A 17,836-nucleotide genomic window follows, 5' to 3' on the forward strand; every position below is an offset into this window, starting at 1 on the left:
GCTATGCCATGCGGGCTCGACGGCCGGGTCCGTGCCGGTACCGCCGTCCTCATGAGACGGGAGAGAGCGCGCACGATGCCTCCTTTGGTGTGCAACGGACGGCCTGCCCATCCCTGCGACACGATGCCCGGAGAGAGTAGCCAGCCACTTTGTGGATTCTTTGTGGAGCTGCCGACCTTACTGGCAGCCGGCCCGGGCCGACCGCCGGATGACGCGGTACCGGACGTTCCGCAGTACAGGCATCATCCCCGACTGCTGTCTGTGCTCTGGACGGGAGGTGCGGCGGTTGCGGGCGGTCGGCCGGTCCTGGTCGGCCGCGACGCGAAGACAACACGGCGGCCGGCGGCATCCGCAACCAACGCCTGGAACGCGCGCCGCGATCTCGCCGGCACAACCCAGCAGGCCCCCATCCACGCCATCGCCGCCCGCTGGGGCTACACCCGCACGGACACCGAGCCGCGCCGCTGTGCCTCGTGCCTGCCCAGTGCCACGAGGGTCAGGGTCACGGTGACCGACCCGACCGCCAGCACCGTCATCGCCGCGGCCGGGGACGTCAGTTGGGCCACCATGCCCGCGACGGCCGCGCCGACGCCCTGGAAGGTGGACATGCCGACGAAGTGCAGGCCGAGGGCTTGACCCGCGAGGTCGTCGGGGGTGAGCGACATCAGGCGTTCCTGCAGGACCAGGCTCGCGCCGAAGCCCACGGAGGCGACGGCGACGGCCACAGCCGCCAACGTCACTCCCGGCCGTAGCACGAAGAACAGGTACGGAGCCGCCAGCAGCAGGCGCAGCGGGACCGCGAGGCGGGGGCGCAACGCGGGCGGTACCAGGCGGCCCACCGCCACGTCACCGACGAACATACCGAGCGCCGCGCACGCGAACAGCGTCCCGGCCGCCCCGGGGTCGTAGGAGATGTAGAGCGACTCACAGCCGACGACCAGGCCGTTGGGGATCCACAGGCCCAGGTAGGTGAGGCGGCGGGGGCGTGCGGACCACAGGAGGCCGTTGGTGCGCCAGGTCACCGAGACGGACGGGCGGCCGGAGGAGCGCGGTGGGCGGGCCGTGAGGCCCAGGCGGGTGGCGAGGGCCGACATCACGTACAGCGCCGCCGCCAGGAGCAGGCACGTCCGCGGGGCCAGCAGCGTCAGCAGCGCGCCGCCCGTCGCGAAACCGGCCACCTGCATCAGGCCCCAGAGCATGTTGAACACCGAACGGCCCAGGACATAGCCGTCTTTCGTGAGGATCTCGTTCAACAGTCCGGAGCGCGCTCCCCCGCCCAGGGACGCGACCAGTCCCTGGGCCAGGAGGACGGCGAAGACCGCCGCGACCGGAAGGCCGGGCAGCGCCAACACCGCGGTACCGGCCGCGAAGGCGAGGGCGAGGCCGGACAGGATCGCGCGCGGGGGCAGGCGATCGGCTCCCGAGAGCAGGAACGCGGCGCCGAGCAACTGCGCCAGCTGCGGGCCGAACATGCTCACCGCCGACAGGAGCGGGGAGCCGGTGGCCCGGAAGACCAGCGTCCCGAGGGCCAGACCGCCGATCGTCTGCGCCGCGGCGAAGGCGGCGAAGGAGACCAGGAACGGGGTGAACTCCGGGGTGCGGAACAGGGTTCGGTAACTTCGCATGCGTGGGAGTCTCGGAGCGGCCCGGGGCCCGTGTTCACTGTTTCGCCGACACGCGAAAGGTCGTACGTGCGCATGGGGTTGTGGCAGATCGACACCGACACCCTCGCCCGCAGCCGGTTCGTGCTCTCTCCCTTCGCCGAGACCTTCGCGAGCCTGAAGCTGCTGCACGCGGGCATCGGCGCCCATCCGGGCGAGGCGTCCTGGCTGCGCGCGCACCTACCCGGCTACCGCGCGCGCCTCGCGGCCGACCCGGTGACCGCGCTGCTCGTGCGGGCGGCACTCGGCACGTCCTGGATCGCCGACTTCGTCTGCCCCACCTCGTGCGTCGGGGAGAGCTTCGAGGAGACCGTGGCCCGAGTGCGGGCGGCCGGGGCCGGGGAGGCGCGCGCCAACCTCCGGGTGTCCCTGTGCGGCCCGCTCCCCGCCGCCCTGGAGCGCGACGACCTGCCCGAGCGGGCGACCGCGCTCCTGACGTACGTCTGGGAGGACTCCGTACGGCCGTACTGGGAGCGTCGGCGGCGCGTCCTGGAGGCCGACGTCGTCGCGCGGACGGCCCGGGTGAGCCAGGGCGGTTGGGCAGCGGTGTTGGACTCACTGCGGCCGGGGACGCGGTGGCTCGGGGAGAGCCGGTTCCAGGTCAACCTCAACGCGTATCCGCCGCGGGAGATCGCCGCCGGGGCAGAGCTGCTGTTCATGCCCGTGACGCCACGGGCCGGGTGGGTGTCGTGGGAGGGACGCGAGCGGTACGCCGTCGTCTACTCGTGTCTCGGGGTGCTCGCCGAGGACCACGACCGGCGGCCCGTCCCGGCCGGGCTCGGGGCGCTCATCGGGACTGCGCGGGCCGGATTGCTGGTGCTGCTCGGGACTCCCCTGAGCACGACCCAGCTGGTCGCCGTGACCGGGCAGGGGCTGGGGTCGGTGGGACGGCATCTGCGGGTGCTGCTGGACGCGGGACTGGTGGAGCGGCGGAGGGCCGGGCGGTCGGTGCTGTACGTGCGGACGGCGGCCGGGGAGGTGCTCGTGGAGGCGTCCGGATCCGGCTGCCGCTGAACGGTAACCGGACCCGGGGGCCACTGGGGGGTCTTCGCCTGTCACGCCCACAACAGGAGTGAGGCAACGGTGCGACCGGCCGACGAGCCGGGGTAATTCACGCGACAACTCCCTTGCTCCCATGCAAGGTTGGCGCATGCTCGATCACATCGCCATCCAGGTGAACGACGTCGCGGCCAGCGCCGCCTTCTACGATGCCGTGCTGGCCCCGCTCGGCGGCGAGCGCAAGAAGCAGTTCGGCGAGAACATCAGCTTCGGCGTCACGGGGCACCCGCTGTGGCTCGTCCCGGCACAGGGCTTGGAGGCCCCGCGCGAAGTCCACATCGCCTTCACCGCAGCCGACCGCGCCACCGTGGACGCCTTCCACGCCGCGGCCCTGGCGGTGGGTGCCGAAGTCCTGCACGCGCCCCGTCTCTGGCCCGAGTACCACGACTCCTACTACGGAGCCTTCGTCCGCGATCCCGACGGCAACAACATCGAGGCCGTCTGCCACTGTGCCTGAGTTCTCTCCGACAGACCGGCCTGCGGGGACGACGAAGGTGAGGGACAACAACGCCCCTCACCGGGCAGCTGCGGCTCGCTCCGGCCGTCCACGGTGCTGGAACGACTCCGGCGCGAGGATCGACATCACCTCGGCGTCCACCCGCGTTGCGTACCCGTCACGTATCCGCGCTTCGTCGGGCTCCTCATCACCGTGACTGCCGGTCAGCCGCGTCACCTCCGCGTCGCGGAACATGGGCATCAGCGTGGGCACGTCATCCGCCGTGACGGGCCGCGGAACCCGGAGGCCGGAACGCCTCGATCGCGATCGGTCATTTCTGCGGTGTGTCCGGCCCACGGGACCGCTGTCCTCCGCGTTCCTCTCCCTGCGGACGAGACGGGGGCATCACTGGTGGTCACGGAGGAAGGCAGGGATCTCGTCGCGGGACGGATGGTTCGGCAACGGTGCCGGCTTGCCTTGGAGGAACGCGGTGATGACGGCGGCTGCTCGGTCGTTGTTGTCGTCCAGACCGTTCCAGATGTGGTGCCCGACTCCGGGCATGAACTGCGTGCGTTGGACGGCGGGGTCGTTGGCGAGGACGGCGGTCTCCCACTGACGGACCTGGGAGGAGCACTCGGCGATCATCAGCATCGCCGGAGTCCGAGAACGCCGCAGCTGCGGGGCGAGGGAAGGAGCGTCCTTCACCGTCTGCTGGATGCGGAGGCTGGCGGCGGGGCTGAAGGAGAAGTTCCGTGCGGTGTCCTCGGTCGGGATGCGGTGCGCATCGCGGGCGCAGTAGGCGGATGCGGTGTCGCTGCCGAGGTCGGCGGCGGTGAACGCGTTGTCACCCTCGGCCTGTCCGACCAGCCCGGTGTCCGGGGTGAGGAGCCCGAGTCGCATCAGGCCGAATGCGACGGCGTACCGGGGGATGCCTGTCGACCGCGGGCCGGTCACGGTGGGCGCGAGCCCGCGGGCGGATGGTTGGCCCTGGTGCCCGGTGATCTGCGCGGTGGGGCCGTCCATCGGGCCGGGTTCGGCTATGACCGCCCGGTGCAGGCGTGCGGCGACGTCCGGATCGGCCAGGGCTCGCGTGAGCACGACCCCGCCCGAGGAGAAGCCGAGGATGTCGACCCTCCCCTTGCCCAGGCGGTCGACGAAGGCGGCGAGGTCACGGACCGACCTGGAGATCGAGTACTGCCCCATGGGAAGCAGGTCGCTCCGTCCGGCGCCGGCCGGTTCGTAGGCGTAGACGTCGTAGCCCTGATGCGCCAGGAGTTGCAGGAACCGGTGGTCGAGCAGGGAGACGCCGCGGGCCGGTCCGCCGTTGAGGTAGACGAACGGTACGGGATGCCGGGTGCCTGGTTTCGCGGGCGGGTAGTGGTACACCGCGACCTGGCTGCCGGTGGGCAGGCGCCAGTGCTGGGTGGCCACGAAGGGCAGGGCGGGCGGGTACCGCCGGGCAGTGGGCACGGTCGGGATGCAGACCGACGCCGTCAACGCTGCCGCGACAAGCACCGGCAGGAACGGCAGGAGGCGCGACGCCCTGCGGCGACGCCGCCCCCGCCATAGTGCGGCGAGGCTCCCGACCCCAACGGCCGTCAACCATGCGGCGATCCCCGAGCCCGCCCCGTCCGTGACGACGATCGAAGCGAGGAAGACGACGACCAGGGCGACGCCGGCGGCCAGTGCCAGGAGTAAGCGCCCGGCGAAACGGGCGAGACGCATGACGGAAGTGGGCATGGCGGACGGACCCTCCAGGTTTCATAACGCTGTTTCAAAACGACGTTATCAAAGAGGGTAGGCTTCTCGACATGGGTAGGCCGAGAACGAACGACGAGACCGTGAAAGAGCGACTCGTGGAGCGCGCAACCGAGATGCTCGCCACCCACCCGCAGGAGTCGGTCACCGTCCGCGCCGTCGCCACGGCCGCCGATGCCTCGACAGCGGCGGTGTACTCCCTGTTCGGCGGGAAGGACGGACTGATCGCGGCGGTGCGCGACAGGGCCGTCGCCGGCCTGTTCCAGGCCCTGACGGCCGCGCCCACCTCCGAGGATCCGCTCGCCGACCTCTACGCACTGGCCGCCGCGTACCGCCGATGGGGAAGCGAACACCGTCACCTGTACGCGGTGCTGTTCGGCGGCGTGCAATCCTTCGAGCCGTCAGGAGCGGTCGGTACCCGTGACCCCGTCCAACCGCTCATCGCGGCGATCGACCGCGCCGTGACCGCGTCCGTCCTCGACGGCGAGGTGACATCGATCGCAGTCTCCGTCTGGGTGACGCTGCACGGGCTTGTGACACTCGAACTCACCGGGGCCCTCGACGCCTCCACGGCACGGGCCGCGTTCCCTTCGACGATCCACGCCACGCTGCGCGGCTGGACGACCCCCGCGGTGTTCCGCAGCCTTCGCCACGACGAAGCCGCGCCCTGACAGGGGCCGCGACCACGTCCGTACAGGCACTTGGTGAGCGCCGCATACGGGGAATCCGCCCCTCAACGAACCGGCTGCCGAAGGCCCACCACCCATACCGCCGGCCGGCCTGTCGGATCAGCTTCGATGTTCGCAGCACCTCGATCGGCGACAGCGTCAGTTCGACCGCGTTCACCGCGGCGAGGCGATGCGGGCCACGGTGAGCGCGGCGTGTCGGACGCGGGGGTGGCGGCAGCCCGGACACTGCGCATCGACCGGCCAGGCACCTGCTTCCGCTCGTCCCCACCCCACCCTCGCCGCCAGTTACTGACCGTTCCCGCCCCGGGCGCGGCGCCAGGCGGATTCCGCGAGCAGGCGCAGGCCGTTGAGGCCGACGATGACGGTGGAGCCTTCGTGGCCCGCGACGCCGAGCGGCAGCGGCAGGGTGCCTGCCAGGTCCCAGACGACCAGGCCGGTGATGAAGGTCGCGGCGATGGCCAGGTTCTGCACGACCAAACGGCGGGCACGGCGGGAGAGTTGGACGACAGCGGGGATGGTGGCCAGTTCATCGCGGACCACGACGGCGTCGGCGGTTTCCAGGGCGAGGTCGGAGCCGGCGCGGCCCATGGCGATGCCGGTGTGCGCAGCGGCCAGTGCGGGAGCGTCGTTGACGCCGTCGCCGACCACGAGCACCTTGCGCCCGGCCTGTTCCAACTCCCTGACGGCTGCGACCTTGTCCTGCGGCAGGAGCCCCGCGCGGACGTCGGTGATGCCGACCTCCCGAGCCAGGCGGGTGGCGGCCCGCGGGTTGTCGCCGGTGACCAGCGCCGGCGCGCGGCCGGTGAGGGTGGCGAGGGAGGCGACGGTGGCGGCGGCCTCCTCGCGCAGCCGGTCGGCGATGCCCAGCACCCCGACCGGGGTGTCCCCGACCTCGACCAGGACGGCGGTGTGGCCATCGTCCTCCAGCTGGGCAACCACCGTTGCTGCTGCCTGGTCGGTTCGGGTCTTCAGCAGGCGGGCTGGGCTGCCGACCGCGACGGCCTTGCCCTCGACGGTGGCGGTGACTCCGCTGCCGGGGGCGGAGGTGAAGTCCTCAACCAGGGGGATGCGCAGGTCGCGGGTGCGGGCGGCGTCCACGATCGCGCGGGCCAGCGGGTGTTCGCTGGGGTGCTCGGCCGCTGCCGCCAGCCGTAGCAGCGCCTTCTCGTCCAGGTCGGAGCCGGCCAGCGGGCGGATGTCGGTCACCCGCGGGGTGCCCTCGGTCAGGGTGCCGGTCTTGTCCAGTGCGACCGCGTCGATCCGGCCGAGCTGTTCCATCACGACCGCCGACTTGACCAGCACGCCGTGGCGTCCGGCGTTGGCGATGGCCGAGAGCAACGGCGGCATGGTCGCGAGCACCACCGCGCACGGCGAGGCGACGATCATGAAGGTCATCGCCCGCAGCAGGGTGGGCTGCAGGGCGGCGCCGAACAGGAGCGGCAGGACGAACAGCGCGATCGTGGCGGCGACCATGCCGATCGAGTACCGCTGCTCGACCTTCTCGATGAACAGCTGGGTCGGCGCCTTGGTCTCGGAGGCTTCCTCGACCATGGCCACGATGCGGGCGATCACCGAGTCGGAGGGGTCGCGCTCGACCTTCACCCGCAGCGCGCCGGTGCCGTTCAGGGTGCCGGCGAACACCTCGTCCCCGGTCTCCTTCGCCACCGGCATGGGCTCGCCGGTGATGGTCGCCTGATCGACCTCGCTCGCGCCGTCCAGCACCTGACCGTCGGCGCCCACCCGCTCTCCGGGCCGCACCAGGATGATGTCGCCCACGCGCAGCTGCTCGGTACGCACCGCCTCCTCGGCCCCGTCGTCGCCCAGGCGGGTCGCGGTCGCGGGGGCGAGGTCGAGCAGGCCGCGGACGGAGTCCGCGGTGCGGGCGGTGGCGATCGCCTCCAGGGCGCCGGAGGTGGCAAAGATGACGATCAGCAGCGCACCGTCCAGTACTTGCCCGATCGCCGCCGCGCCCAGTGCCGCGACGACCATCAGCAGGTCCACGTCCAGGGTCTTCTCCTTGAGCGCCTGAAGGCCCGCCCAGCCGGGCTCCCAGCCGCCGGTGGCGTAGGTCAGGGCGAACAGCGGCCCCCAGGACCACGCCGGCGCCGCCAGCAGATACAGCGGCAGGCCGACCAGGAAGAGCACCAGCGCCGCGGCCGCCCAGCGGGCCTCGGGCAGCGCGAAGATCCGGGTGCGGCGCCTGGGCGCCGCCGTACCGCGCACGCCCGTCTCCCCGGCGGAGGCTGAGCGAGTGAGGGTGGCAGACGGGGTAGGCATCGAAGCGAGGTCCTTACGGAGACGGGCGGACGGCATCCAACGCCACCACCGTACAGGAATGCATGAACATGGTTTCATGTATTCATGTGGGTCGGCCCCGGGCGACTACTTCATGCCGCACCACGACGATCACGTCCGCGAGCTCACGCGCAACGAGGTCGTCCTCGCGGTCGCCGGATGGCAGATCACAGACACGCACGGCGAGGTGCCGATATGTACCGGAAAGTCCGCGCCCCCTCTCCCTCTTGATGGGCGTTCGAGGCCCGCCGCAATCTGCCGCATATCGACGTTCCGCGAGCGGCGATCCATCCAACTGGACTCCGTGTCCCGAAAGTTGCCCGCCCTCGACTCGCGCGACGCCCCAGTCGCCCTGAGCAACGACCGCCCCGCCGCCGATTCGGGAGAAGCCCACAGCATGAGGCTTGGGCCCGTCGAGCGTATGGTTGACATAAGTGAAGTTCCCCTGAGGGAACGGACACCCGGCTGAGTGCCTGGATATCTGGTGAAGGCTCATCGCGCCTCAGCCGCACATGCGGCTCGAGGGTCCCCGAGAGCGGCGTCCGGGCGGGATCGCCACGTCGACGCCGGGGGCAGAGGTGCGACCTCATACCGAGGCAAGGTCGCGTGCCAATGCCTGTCCGACTCGTCGTCCCCGTGGGTTCCCACCACGTGGGACGACTGGCAACCAGGGCTTTTCGGCGTTCCGGCGCACTCCCGGCTCATCGGAGATGGTGTCGTGCGTAGATGTGCACTGTCGGTCACGTCCCTGTGCGGCCTGCCCGGTCCGGGCACAGGACCCTTGGCAGATGGTCGATGGCGGGCTCGCCTGCGGGCCGACGGCGCTGGTGTCCCGGATGCGGGTCAGCGCCTTCCCTGTCACGACGGAGCCGCCGGCGTCCGGTCGACCGCTTCGGATCCCCACGGTGCCGGCGCTTCCCGTCAGCTCCGCGCTGCTCTCGACGGCGAGGGTTCCCTGGCGCGGGGCGTGATGGCGGCATGCCTGGGTGTCGGCGGCGTTGAACATCGGCGCCGTCCACTGCCTGCTGTCCGGGGCCGCCCACCACCCGTACGTCGGGCGTGACAGCCCTGGTGCGCAGGGGACAGCCGGCGATGGGCCGCGAAGCGGCGTCAACGACGCCCGGCACCGTGCCCACCAGGCGGTGGCGCCGCGCGGCAGGGTGGCCGGGCTCGCGCACACCGCGGTCACGGGGACGCTGTTCGCCTTCGCGCTCTGCTTCCAGGGCACCGGCCGAGTCCCTTCGTTACCGGTGTCTGTCCTGGGGTTCACCAGGCCACGCGCCGCGACCGTCCTCCGCGGGGTGGAGCCCTGGCGCCCGATTGACGCTGTGCCTGTCGACGTGCCTGTCGTCGTGGCCCTCATGTTCGCCGGGCCCAAGCAGGAATCGCCCCGGGCGGTGGCCGGAGAGCCGGCATCGGCCCCGTCCCCACAGTTCTCGGCCGGCAGAGGAAAACCGTGAAGACCGCACCGCATCGCGCACCGATCGACCACAGCGCCACGGGTTGCCTGCCCGGTCTGTTGAAGCAGCAGGTCGAGGCGCAGCCCGATGCCATCGCGGTGGTCTGCGGCGATCGGTGCCTGACGTACCGCGAGCTGGCGGATTCGGCCCGTCGGTTGGCGGTGTTTCTCGGTCAACTCGGTGCGGGCCTGGAGGCGAGCGTCGGGGTGTTCGTCGAGCCGTCCCTGGAGCTGATGGTCGGCGTGTGGGGCATTCTGTTCGCCGGCGCCGCATATCTGCCGCTGTCGCCGGAGTACCCGGAGGAGCGGCTGCGCTACATGATCGACGACAGTCAGACGCGCATCATCGTAACGCAGCGTCACCTGGCGGCCCAGCTAGCCGAACTGGCCCCGGCAGGCACCCGGATCGTCACCCCGGCCGACGTTCGGAGCTGCTGTACCACGCTCGCCCCGGTGCCGGTGCGGTCGGACGCGCTGGCGTACGTCATCTACACCTCGGGCAGCACCGGCAGGCCGAAGGGCGTGATGATCGAGCACCGCAGCATCGCTTCCCAGATGCGGTCGATGCACGTCTACGGGTATCTGGGCCAGGACAACACCGTGTTGCAGAAGACGCCGATGAGTTTCGACGCGGCCCAGTGGGAGATCCTCGCCCCGGCCGTCGGCGGCCGGGTGGTGATGGGCGCACAAGGCATCTACCGGGACCCGCGGGCGCTGGTCGCCGCGGTCGTCAGGCACCAGGTGACCACCTTGCAGTGCGTGCCCACACTGCTGCAAGCGCTGTTGGACACCGAGGAGTTCGGCCGCTGCACCTCGCTGCGGCGGGTGTTCTCCGGGGGCGAGGCACTGTCGTGGCGGCTCGCCCATGCTCTGGCCGACGAGCTTCCGTGGGTTTCGCTGGTCAATCTGTACGGACCGACGGAGGCCACCATCAACGCCACCGCCTATCCGATAGACCGGGACGCGGACGGTGACGGCACGGGCAGCGTGCCGATCGGGGCGCCGGTCGGCGACACCCAGTGCTTCATCCTCGACGCCAACCTGGCTCCGGTGGGCATCGAGGAGACCGGCGAGCTGTACATCGGCGGCACCCAACTGGCGCGCGGATACCTGAACCAACCCCAACAGACTCAAGAGCGCTTCATCATCTCGCCGTTCGCCTCCACCGAACGTCTGTACCGCACGGGCGATCTCGCGTACTGGTGCCCGGACGGCACCATCCAGTTCGCCGGCCGGGTCGACAACCAGGTCAAAGTGCGTGGCTGTCGCGTCGAGCTCGATGAGGTCGCCCTCGCCATCGAGGAACACATCTGGGTCCGGCGCGCGGCGGTGGTCGTCACCGACAACCGCCGCACCGGCTCGGCGAGCCTGGTTGCCTGTGTGGAGCTGAATCCCAAGGAAGCGGCGCTGATGGACCAGGGGAACCACGGTGCTCACCACCAGTCCAAGGCCAGTCGGCTCCAGGTCAGGGCGCAGTTGTCCAACCCGGGTCTGCGCCGCCGTGAGCAGCTCGCCGGCAGGACCGTGCTGGAGTTGCCGGGCGGACAGGAGACGTCCCGGCAGCGCAGAGAGGTCTTCGCCCGCAAGACCTACCGCTTCTACGACGGCGCCCCGGTCACCCGGTCCGCGCTGCTGGCCCTGCTCGCCGAGCGCGTGGTCTGCGGCCGGTCCCGAGGACTGGACGAGCTGACCTTCGCGGAACTGGGCGCGTTGCTGCGCTGGTTCGGTGCCTTCCACAGCGACCAGCGGCTGCTGCCGAAGTACGCCTACGCCTCGCCGGGAGCCTTGTACGCCACGCAGCTGTACCTGGAAACCGGCGGCGGAGCAGCGGGACTTGAGGCAGGCACGTACTACTACCACCCCGTCGAGCACGCCCTGGTGCGGATCGGTCCCCCTTCCCATGGGTCAAAGGGCCTTCTGCTGGTCCACTTCCTCGGCTGCAGGCGAGCCATTGAACCGGTGTACAGGAACAACATCCAGGAAGTGCTGGAGGTAGAGGCCGGACACATGGTCGGGCTCTTCGAGCAGGTGCTGCCGGAGTACGGCCTGGCCATCGAGCCGCTGGCCCTCGACGGGTCCGTCAAGGCCCTCCTGGACGTGTCCGACGAGGACCACTACCTGGGCACGTTCGCCATCCGCCCCGCCGGTGGGGAACCGTGGCCCGACTCCACCGACCTCTATGTCCAACCCCATCCAGGACGCGTCGAGGACCTGCCTGCGGGCCAATACCACTACGTCGACGGTGAATTGGCGCGCATATCGGATGAACTGGTGCTGCCGAAGCATGTCATCGCGATCAACCAGCAGGTCTATCGGCGAGCAAGCTTCGGCATCACGGCCGTCAGCCGCGCCGACCAGCCGTGGCTGGAGTACGTGGTGCTGGGCAGGAAACTCCACCACCTGCAACGCAACGGTCTGCATCTGGGCCTGATGTCCTCGGGGTACAGCTCGAAGACGGGCCATCCGCTGCCCGCCGCCCAGCGCATCGACGACATCCTGTCCTCCTGCGGCATACCTGTCGGCGCCTCGTACTTCATCCTCGGCGGTGCAGTCAGCGACGAGCAGCTCCGCAGCGAGGACATGCGCGAGGACACCGTCCACATGAAGGGACCGGCCGAGATCGTCAAGGACGATCTGATCCGCATCCTGCCCGACTACATGGTCCCCGACCGGGTCCTGGTGCTCGACAGGTTGCCGCTGACGGCCAACGGCAAGGTCGACGTCAAGGCGCTCACCGTCTCCGGTCAGGTGCGGTCGGCGGACCGCACCACCCCCTACGTCGCCCCCGTCACCCGGCATGAGAAGTGGCTCGCCGAGGCGTGGGGCAGAGCCCTGAAGTACGACAACGTCTCGATCGAGGACGACTTCTTCGCCTGCGGTGGCGACTCGCTCACCGCCGTCGAGCTGGTCCTGACGATCAACCGTCGGTTCGGCGCCCGACTCCCGCTGCAGGTCGTCTTCGAGCACCCGAGGCTGGCCGACCTCGCCGCCCGCATCGCCGACTGCACCGCCCGCCCGTCCTCCCGGCTGGTGTCACTGCACGGCGAGGGCGTCGGCCGGCCCGTCTTCTGCTGGCCCGGACTGGGCGGCTACCCGATGAACCTACGCCTGCTCGCACGGCAGGTGGGCACGGACCGCGCCGTTCACGGAATCCAGGCACACGGCGTCAACGCCGGTGAGGAGCCCTACCCGACCATCCGGGAGATGGCCGCTGCCGACCTCGCCGAGATCCGGCGCGTGCAGGACGTCGGCCCGTACACCCTGTGGGGCTACTCGTTCGGCGCCCGGGTCGCCTTCGAGGCCGCATGGCAGCTGGAGCAGTCCGGCCAACTGGTGGACAACCTGCTGCTGCTCTGCCCCGGAAACCCGAAGGTGCACTACGCCAACACCCACCGCTACGGGCGTCAGGCGTCGTACGCCAACCCGGCGTACCTGACGATCCTGTTCTCCGTCTTCGCCGGGTGCGTCGCCGGGCCCCAGCTCGACCGGTGTCTGGCGGCGGCCTCCGACGAGGACAGCTTCGTCGCCTTCATCCACCGGCTGCTCCCCGCCCTGGACGAGCAGTTGATCCGCCGGATCACCCGCATCGTCGCGCGCACGTACGAGTTCCAGTACGACGGCCACGAACTGGCCGAACGACAGCTCCACGTACCGGTCACCGTCTTCAACGCCACCGGTGACGAAGGCTCGTTCATCGAATTCTGGTCCGGCTATCGCGCCGCACCTCCGACGGTGGTCAACCTCGACGCGGATCACTACAGCGTGCTGAGAGACGCCGGCGTCACCGAACTCGCCGCCGCCATCCACGTACGCCTGGGCGCGTGAACCGCCCGGCGCCGGGGAGGTGCGCCCCGGCGCGGTTCACCCGCCGGCCAGCGCCACGGCGGATCGCTCCAGGGACCGCAACAGCCAGCAGACGTGGTCGGGTTCCAGGATCGCCGGCGGGGTCAGGCGGATCACCCTGCTGGCGTTGAGCGTGTACGAGGTCAGTACGCGCTCCCGGAGCATATGGGTCAGGAACAGTCCGGCCGGCGCTTCGGAGGTGAACTCGATTCCGATGAGCAGTCCGCGCCCGCGGACCTCCCGGATGAGGGTCGGGCCGGCGGCGGCGAGCGCGTCGGTGATCTGCGGCAGGAGCCGGCCCCCGAGTGTCCTTGCCTGTTCCACCAGACGGTCCCGCCGCAGCACGTCGATCGTCGTGGCCGCGGCCACGGCCGCGAGGGGGTTGCCGCCGTAGGTCGAGGAGTGGAGCAACGGGTCCTGGTTGAGCACTTCGTAGACCTCGGGTGTGGCCAAGGTCGCGGCAACCGGCACGACCCCGCCGCTGAGCACCTTCCCCGTCGTCAGCACGTCCGGGCGCACCTCTTCCTCGTCGCACCCCCACCAGGATCCGAGGCGGCCGAGTCCGGACTGGATCTCGTCCATGGCGAGCAGGGCGTGGAACTCGTCGCACAGCTCCCGCACCTGCCTGAGGTAACCCGTGGGAGGAAGGCGCACCCCGCCCTCGGCCTGTACCGGTTCCAGCAGCACGCACGCCCGCGTCGCGTCGCTCGCCAGTGCGGCCTTCAGGGCCTCCGCGTCGCCGAACGGGACGAACTCCACGCCCGGCAGCAGGGGTTCGAGACCGGCGCGGTATCGGTTGTTGCCCGTGGCGCTGAGCGCCCCCAACGTCTTTCCGTGGAAGCCGCCCTCGGCGGCGATCACTCGGCGGCAGCCGTTGGCGCGGGCGAGTTTGATGGCCAACTCGACTGACTCGGTTCCCGAGTTGACGAAGAAGGCGTACTGCAGGCCGGCGGGTGCCACCGAGGTCAGTGCCTGTGCCGCGGAGGCCACGTTCGGTTCGATCAGTGCACGCGTCGGCAGCGGGTGCCTGCCCAACTGTGCCGCGACGGCGTCGACGACGTCGGGGTGTCGGTGTCCCAGGAGGAACACCCCGTACCCGCCGCAGTCGAGGTAGGCGGTGTCCTCCTCGTCGTACACCAGGGCACCGGACGAACGCACCTCCAACGGCAGACCGAGCAGGGAGGCGATGCGGGAGTGGCCGCGATTGACGTGATCACGGAGGTGGTCGAGCGCGACCGCCCGCGCTCGCCCCTTCTCCGCCGGGCTCACCGTGCCGCTCCTGCCGCGTTGCGAGGGTGAAATCCGCTGACGTTCGCCCATCTGTACATGGAGGCACGCAACGTCTTTACCTGGTCGGGCAGTTCCTCCACATCGCTGGGGAACGGACCGCGGTCGGCGACGTACGGGGTCAGCTGCTCGGCGAAGGTTTTGATCATCCTCCGGGTCGACGCCGGCACGGCCTCGAGGAACACCGGCACGATGAGCCGCTCGTACAGGTCCTCGTCGACGAAGCGGGTGGCGGGGACGGGGCGACCCAGTGCCGCCGCGGCGGCCTGGACCTCGTCGGCGATGTGGCCCACTTGCAGGGCGCGCGATCCGGCCGTCAACCACACTTCCGTCCGCTCGAACTCGTTCTCCAGGAGTTCGGCGATGCACTTCGCCACGACGTCCTGGGGAACGAAGTCGAGCAGCCGGGTGGGGTCCAGCGGGACGAGGGGAAGCTGGCCGCGCATCATCGCTCCCAACAGGTTGTGAAACCCCTGGTGTTTGGCGATGTGACCGGTTCGGGAGTCGCCGACGATGACCGAGGGCCGGACGACGACCGCCGACAGGCCACTGGCCCGCACGACCTCCTCGGCCTGCGCTTTGCTCCTGGCGTACGCCGGTGCAGCCGATTGACCGCCCGCGCCCAGGGCGGAGAACGCACTGCTGATGTACACCAGTCGCGCCTCGGCCTGCCGGGCAAGTTCGACGATCCGCTCGGTGCCCGCGACATTGGTTTCGACCAGATCGGACTTGCCGTCGAAGCTGGTGTCGGCCGCGGCATGCACCACCACATCGATCACCGCGGAGAGTTCCTTGAATTCTGTACGGGACAGCCCCAGGCAGGGCCGTCTGATGTCTCCGCACACCGTCTTCACTCTCGGCGCGTTCAACGCGGTCGCGTGGATGAGACATGTGACATTGTGCGTACCGAGATACGGCAACAGCGCACTTCCCACCACTCCGGTCGCGCCGGTGAAGAGAACGTTCAGCGAAGGCTTTTCCGGCCGCGGGTACGGATGTCGGTGCCCCTCCTCCATCTGCCACATGGGTGTTGTGTCCTTCCATCGGGAATTCTCCACGCGAGAACGGGCGTGCGGCGCGGGCCCGAGGCACTGAGAAGAGAGGGATACCCACGGTTCACCTCCAGCCGCAGAGGCGGCCGGAACACTATCGGACGTAGCGCACCGTTACTTCAGGAACCGAGGAACATGCTATGGAGGTGTCGGACAGGCCACCACCGGAGACGCCACCCGACGCGACCGCCACACGGAATGTGCGCACCTCGCACACCCATATCCCGGAGCAGTGCTTTCCCTTCGTCCCGCCTGTCGCCAGTCGTCCGCCGGATGGCGCAAGACCGCAGCTCCCGGCAGGCGCACGCTCCTCTTCGGGTCCTAGCATGACGGCATGGCAACGTGTGGCGCTGTTCCCCGCGACAATGAGGAGTGCCGCCGCATCCGACAGGAAAGAAACCGTCCCATCGACCGCAATTCCCATGGGAACGTCGCGCCCGGTTTGCGTTGATCTCCCCGACTCGCGCCAGGCCGCCGAAGATCATGCCTTCTCTTATCCGTGGCTCGGAAAGTTTGGGGGTGCAGTGCGCGAGGTCCGCGTTGCTCTTCACATTCCCGGTGGACAGCCGAGGAAGGTATTCGACTCACTCTCGGATTTCGCCAGCTTCCCCCTGTATTCCGACGTCGTGCACTCCGTCTCCCTTACGGACGGCCCCGACCACGACCGGATCTCCACATGGGAAGTCGACTTCGCCGGCGGGATTCTCAAGTGGCGGGAACGGGACCGTCTGGACAAACCGCGTCTGCGGATCGACTTCGAACTCGTCGACGGTGACCTGCACGCCCTTTCCGGTGGCTGGTCGATCGCGCAGCTCCCGGAGGGGAGCACGGTCCGGTTCGGCGCCCGCTTCGATCTCGGGGTACCCGGTATGGCGGATCTCCTGGAACCCGTCGCCGGCCGGGCCATGACGGACACCGTGACCAAGATGCTGCACGGGGTCTTCGGCCCGGACGCCGAGGTCACCGAGTGCCAGGACCGGTCCGTGGCGCCTTTGGAGGGCTGCGGTGACCAGCCCTGAACGCACGGCCGTGGGCTCGGACACCCAATGGCAGGTCGAGGTGGCCGACAGTGTCTCCGAGATCCCTGAGGATGTCTGGCGGAATCTCGCGCCTCCCGACGACCCGCTCTACGAATACGCGTTGTTCCAGGCCATGGAACGGACCGGGATCGGCCCGGATGCCTATCGATACCTCGTACTCCGACAAGGACAGCACGTAGGGGCCGTGTTGCCCACCTGCGTCTTCCGCGCACTGGCCCTCGAAGACGCATTGGGGAAACAGGGGCGAAAGGCGCTGCGGCCGCTGCACCGCATCATGGGAAGACCGCTGCGCGTCGGGATGTTGGTGTGTGGAAACCTCCTGGGAGAAGGGAGGGTCCTGCGTGAGCCCGGACTCCATGCGGCGGCCCCGCATCTGCTGGTGAAGGCGGTGCGACAACTGGCTGCGGCGGCAGGCACCCGGTGGACCGTGGTCAAGGACTTCCCGCAGACGGACATGGAGTGGCTGGGACCGGCCCTGGAAAGCGCAGGCTTCTTTCGCGCGCCGGGAATGCCCGACGCTCGGATCGCTCTGCACGCCAAGACCTTCGAAGAATTCATCTCGTCCCTGTCGAGGAACGGGCGGAGCACCGCCCGGCGCAATCTGGCGAGGTTTTCCGAGCACGACGACGCGACCTTCGAGGTGCGTGAGCGCTTCGATGATCTCGTACCGGCCATGATGCCGCTCTACGAAGCGGTACTCGACCGTGCGGAGAGCCGGCTGGACGTCTGGACACCGGAATTCATGACCCTGCTCTCCACCGACCCGAGGATCTCGGCCAAGGCGATCACCTGCTGGCAAGGAGAGCGCCTGGTGGGGTTCCTCATCTGCCTCTTCGGTGAGAAGAACTCGGTCGCGTTCCGTATCGGCATCGATTACGCCTGCTCGCGTGAACTGCGGCTCTACCAGGTCACCTACTACCGCGGCATCGAGGAAGCCATTCGCTCGGGGATGACCGAGATCAACCTGACGCAGACCGCCTACGAGTCAAAACGCAGGATGGGGTGCCACCTCGTCCCCCTCGAACATGCCGTGACGCACAGCAACCGGGTCTGCAGAGCGATTCTCAAGCGGGTGTTCCCGATGGCGCTCAACCGGTCCGGAGAGCAGCCATGAGCCGGCGGGCCTGAACCGACGGGCCCGCCCCACCGGCTGACTGTGAAGGCCGCGGAGTGCGACCGGCCAGTGCCCGTGCGGCCGACGCCCGTTCATGCGGCCGGGAGCAGGCCCGCCGCGGGTACCCGTGCCTGGGACGGGAC

At 69.7% G+C, this 17,836-nt stretch carries 12 protein-coding genes; 6 read left to right on the forward strand and 6 right to left on the reverse strand.

Going from position 1 to position 17,836, the window contains the following annotated elements; genetic code table 11:
- Positions 1 to 434 precede the first annotated feature (434 nt).
- The gene (locus tag JNO44_RS00660; protein WP_205360387.1) at positions 435 to 1,625 is read right to left on the reverse strand and encodes an MFS transporter; all 1,191 of its coding nucleotides are present in this window, start codon (positions 1,623 to 1,625) and stop codon (positions 435 to 437) included.
- Between the two features lie 72 nt (positions 1,626 to 1,697).
- On the opposite strand from JNO44_RS00660, the gene JNO44_RS00665 reads away from it, so the two are divergent.
- Complete coding sequence (locus tag JNO44_RS00665) at positions 1,698 to 2,675, forward strand: ArsR/SmtB family transcription factor (protein ID WP_205360388.1); 978 nt, start codon at positions 1,698 to 1,700, stop codon at positions 2,673 to 2,675.
- Positions 2,676 to 2,811: 136 nt separating this feature from the next.
- Positions 2,812 to 3,177 (forward strand): VOC family protein, encoded by a 366-nt coding sequence (locus tag JNO44_RS00670; RefSeq protein WP_205360389.1) that lies wholly within the window; start codon positions 2,812 to 2,814, stop codon positions 3,175 to 3,177.
- Positions 3,178 to 3,234: 57 nt separating this feature from the next.
- Here JNO44_RS00670 and JNO44_RS42875 read toward each other — a convergent pair whose 3' ends face one another.
- Together JNO44_RS42875 and JNO44_RS00680 are read right to left on the reverse strand one after the other, a co-directional pair.
- Complete coding sequence (locus JNO44_RS42875; RefSeq protein ID WP_240167347.1) at positions 3,235 to 3,411, reverse strand: hypothetical protein; 177 nt, start codon at positions 3,409 to 3,411, stop codon at positions 3,235 to 3,237.
- A 150-nt stretch (positions 3,412 to 3,561) separates the two neighbouring features.
- On the reverse strand, positions 3,562 to 4,881 hold the full coding sequence (locus tag JNO44_RS00680) for an alpha/beta fold hydrolase (RefSeq protein WP_240167348.1): 1,320 nt from the start codon (positions 4,879 to 4,881) through the stop codon (positions 3,562 to 3,564).
- 86 nt (positions 4,882 to 4,967) lie between these two features.
- Between JNO44_RS00680 and JNO44_RS00685 the strand changes: the two genes are divergently transcribed.
- Positions 4,968 to 5,585 (forward strand): TetR/AcrR family transcriptional regulator, encoded by a 618-nt coding sequence (locus JNO44_RS00685; protein ID WP_205360392.1) that lies wholly within the window; start codon positions 4,968 to 4,970, stop codon positions 5,583 to 5,585.
- 303 nt (positions 5,586 to 5,888) lie between these two features.
- On the opposite strand, the gene JNO44_RS00690 is transcribed toward JNO44_RS00685, so the two are convergent.
- Positions 5,889 to 7,880: a heavy metal translocating P-type ATPase gene (locus tag JNO44_RS00690; protein WP_205360394.1), complete on the reverse strand. Its 1,992-nt coding sequence runs from the start codon at positions 7,878 to 7,880 to the stop codon at positions 5,889 to 5,891.
- Between the two features lie 1,474 nt (positions 7,881 to 9,354).
- Between JNO44_RS00690 and JNO44_RS00695 the strand changes: the two genes are divergently transcribed.
- A complete protein-coding gene (locus tag JNO44_RS00695) occupies positions 9,355 to 13,182 on the forward strand; it encodes a non-ribosomal peptide synthetase family protein (protein ID WP_205360396.1) in 3,828 nt (1,275 codons plus the stop codon).
- 36 nt (positions 13,183 to 13,218) lie between these two features.
- Here the strand turns inward: JNO44_RS00695 and JNO44_RS00700 are convergent, their stop codons facing one another.
- Positions 13,219 to 14,469, reverse strand: coding sequence for an aspartate aminotransferase family protein (locus JNO44_RS00700; protein WP_205360398.1), 1,251 nt, complete (start codon positions 14,467 to 14,469; stop codon positions 13,219 to 13,221).
- Entirely contained in the window at positions 14,466 to 15,503 is a 1,038-nt protein-coding gene (locus JNO44_RS00705) for an SDR family oxidoreductase (RefSeq protein WP_205360401.1), read from the reverse strand. Before JNO44_RS00705 ends, JNO44_RS00700 begins: the two co-directional genes overlap by 4 nt.
- A 458-nt stretch (positions 15,504 to 15,961) precedes the next feature.
- Between JNO44_RS00705 and JNO44_RS00710 the strand changes: the two genes are divergently transcribed.
- Both JNO44_RS00710 and JNO44_RS00715 read left to right on the forward strand, forming a co-directional pair.
- Positions 15,962 to 16,558: a type II toxin-antitoxin system RatA family toxin gene (locus tag JNO44_RS00710; RefSeq protein WP_240167914.1), complete on the forward strand. Its 597-nt coding sequence runs from the start codon at positions 15,962 to 15,964 to the stop codon at positions 16,556 to 16,558.
- Complete coding sequence (locus JNO44_RS00715; RefSeq protein ID WP_205360403.1) at positions 16,545 to 17,693, forward strand: GNAT family N-acetyltransferase; 1,149 nt, start codon at positions 16,545 to 16,547, stop codon at positions 17,691 to 17,693. Before JNO44_RS00710 ends, JNO44_RS00715 begins: the two co-directional genes overlap by 14 nt.
- Positions 17,694 to 17,836 lie beyond the last annotated feature (143 nt).

The sequence above is a fragment of the Streptomyces noursei genome (genome assembly GCF_016917755.1).
In the GTDB taxonomy this organism is placed as follows: Bacteria; Actinomycetota; Actinomycetes; order Streptomycetales; family Streptomycetaceae; genus Streptomyces; species Streptomyces yunnanensis.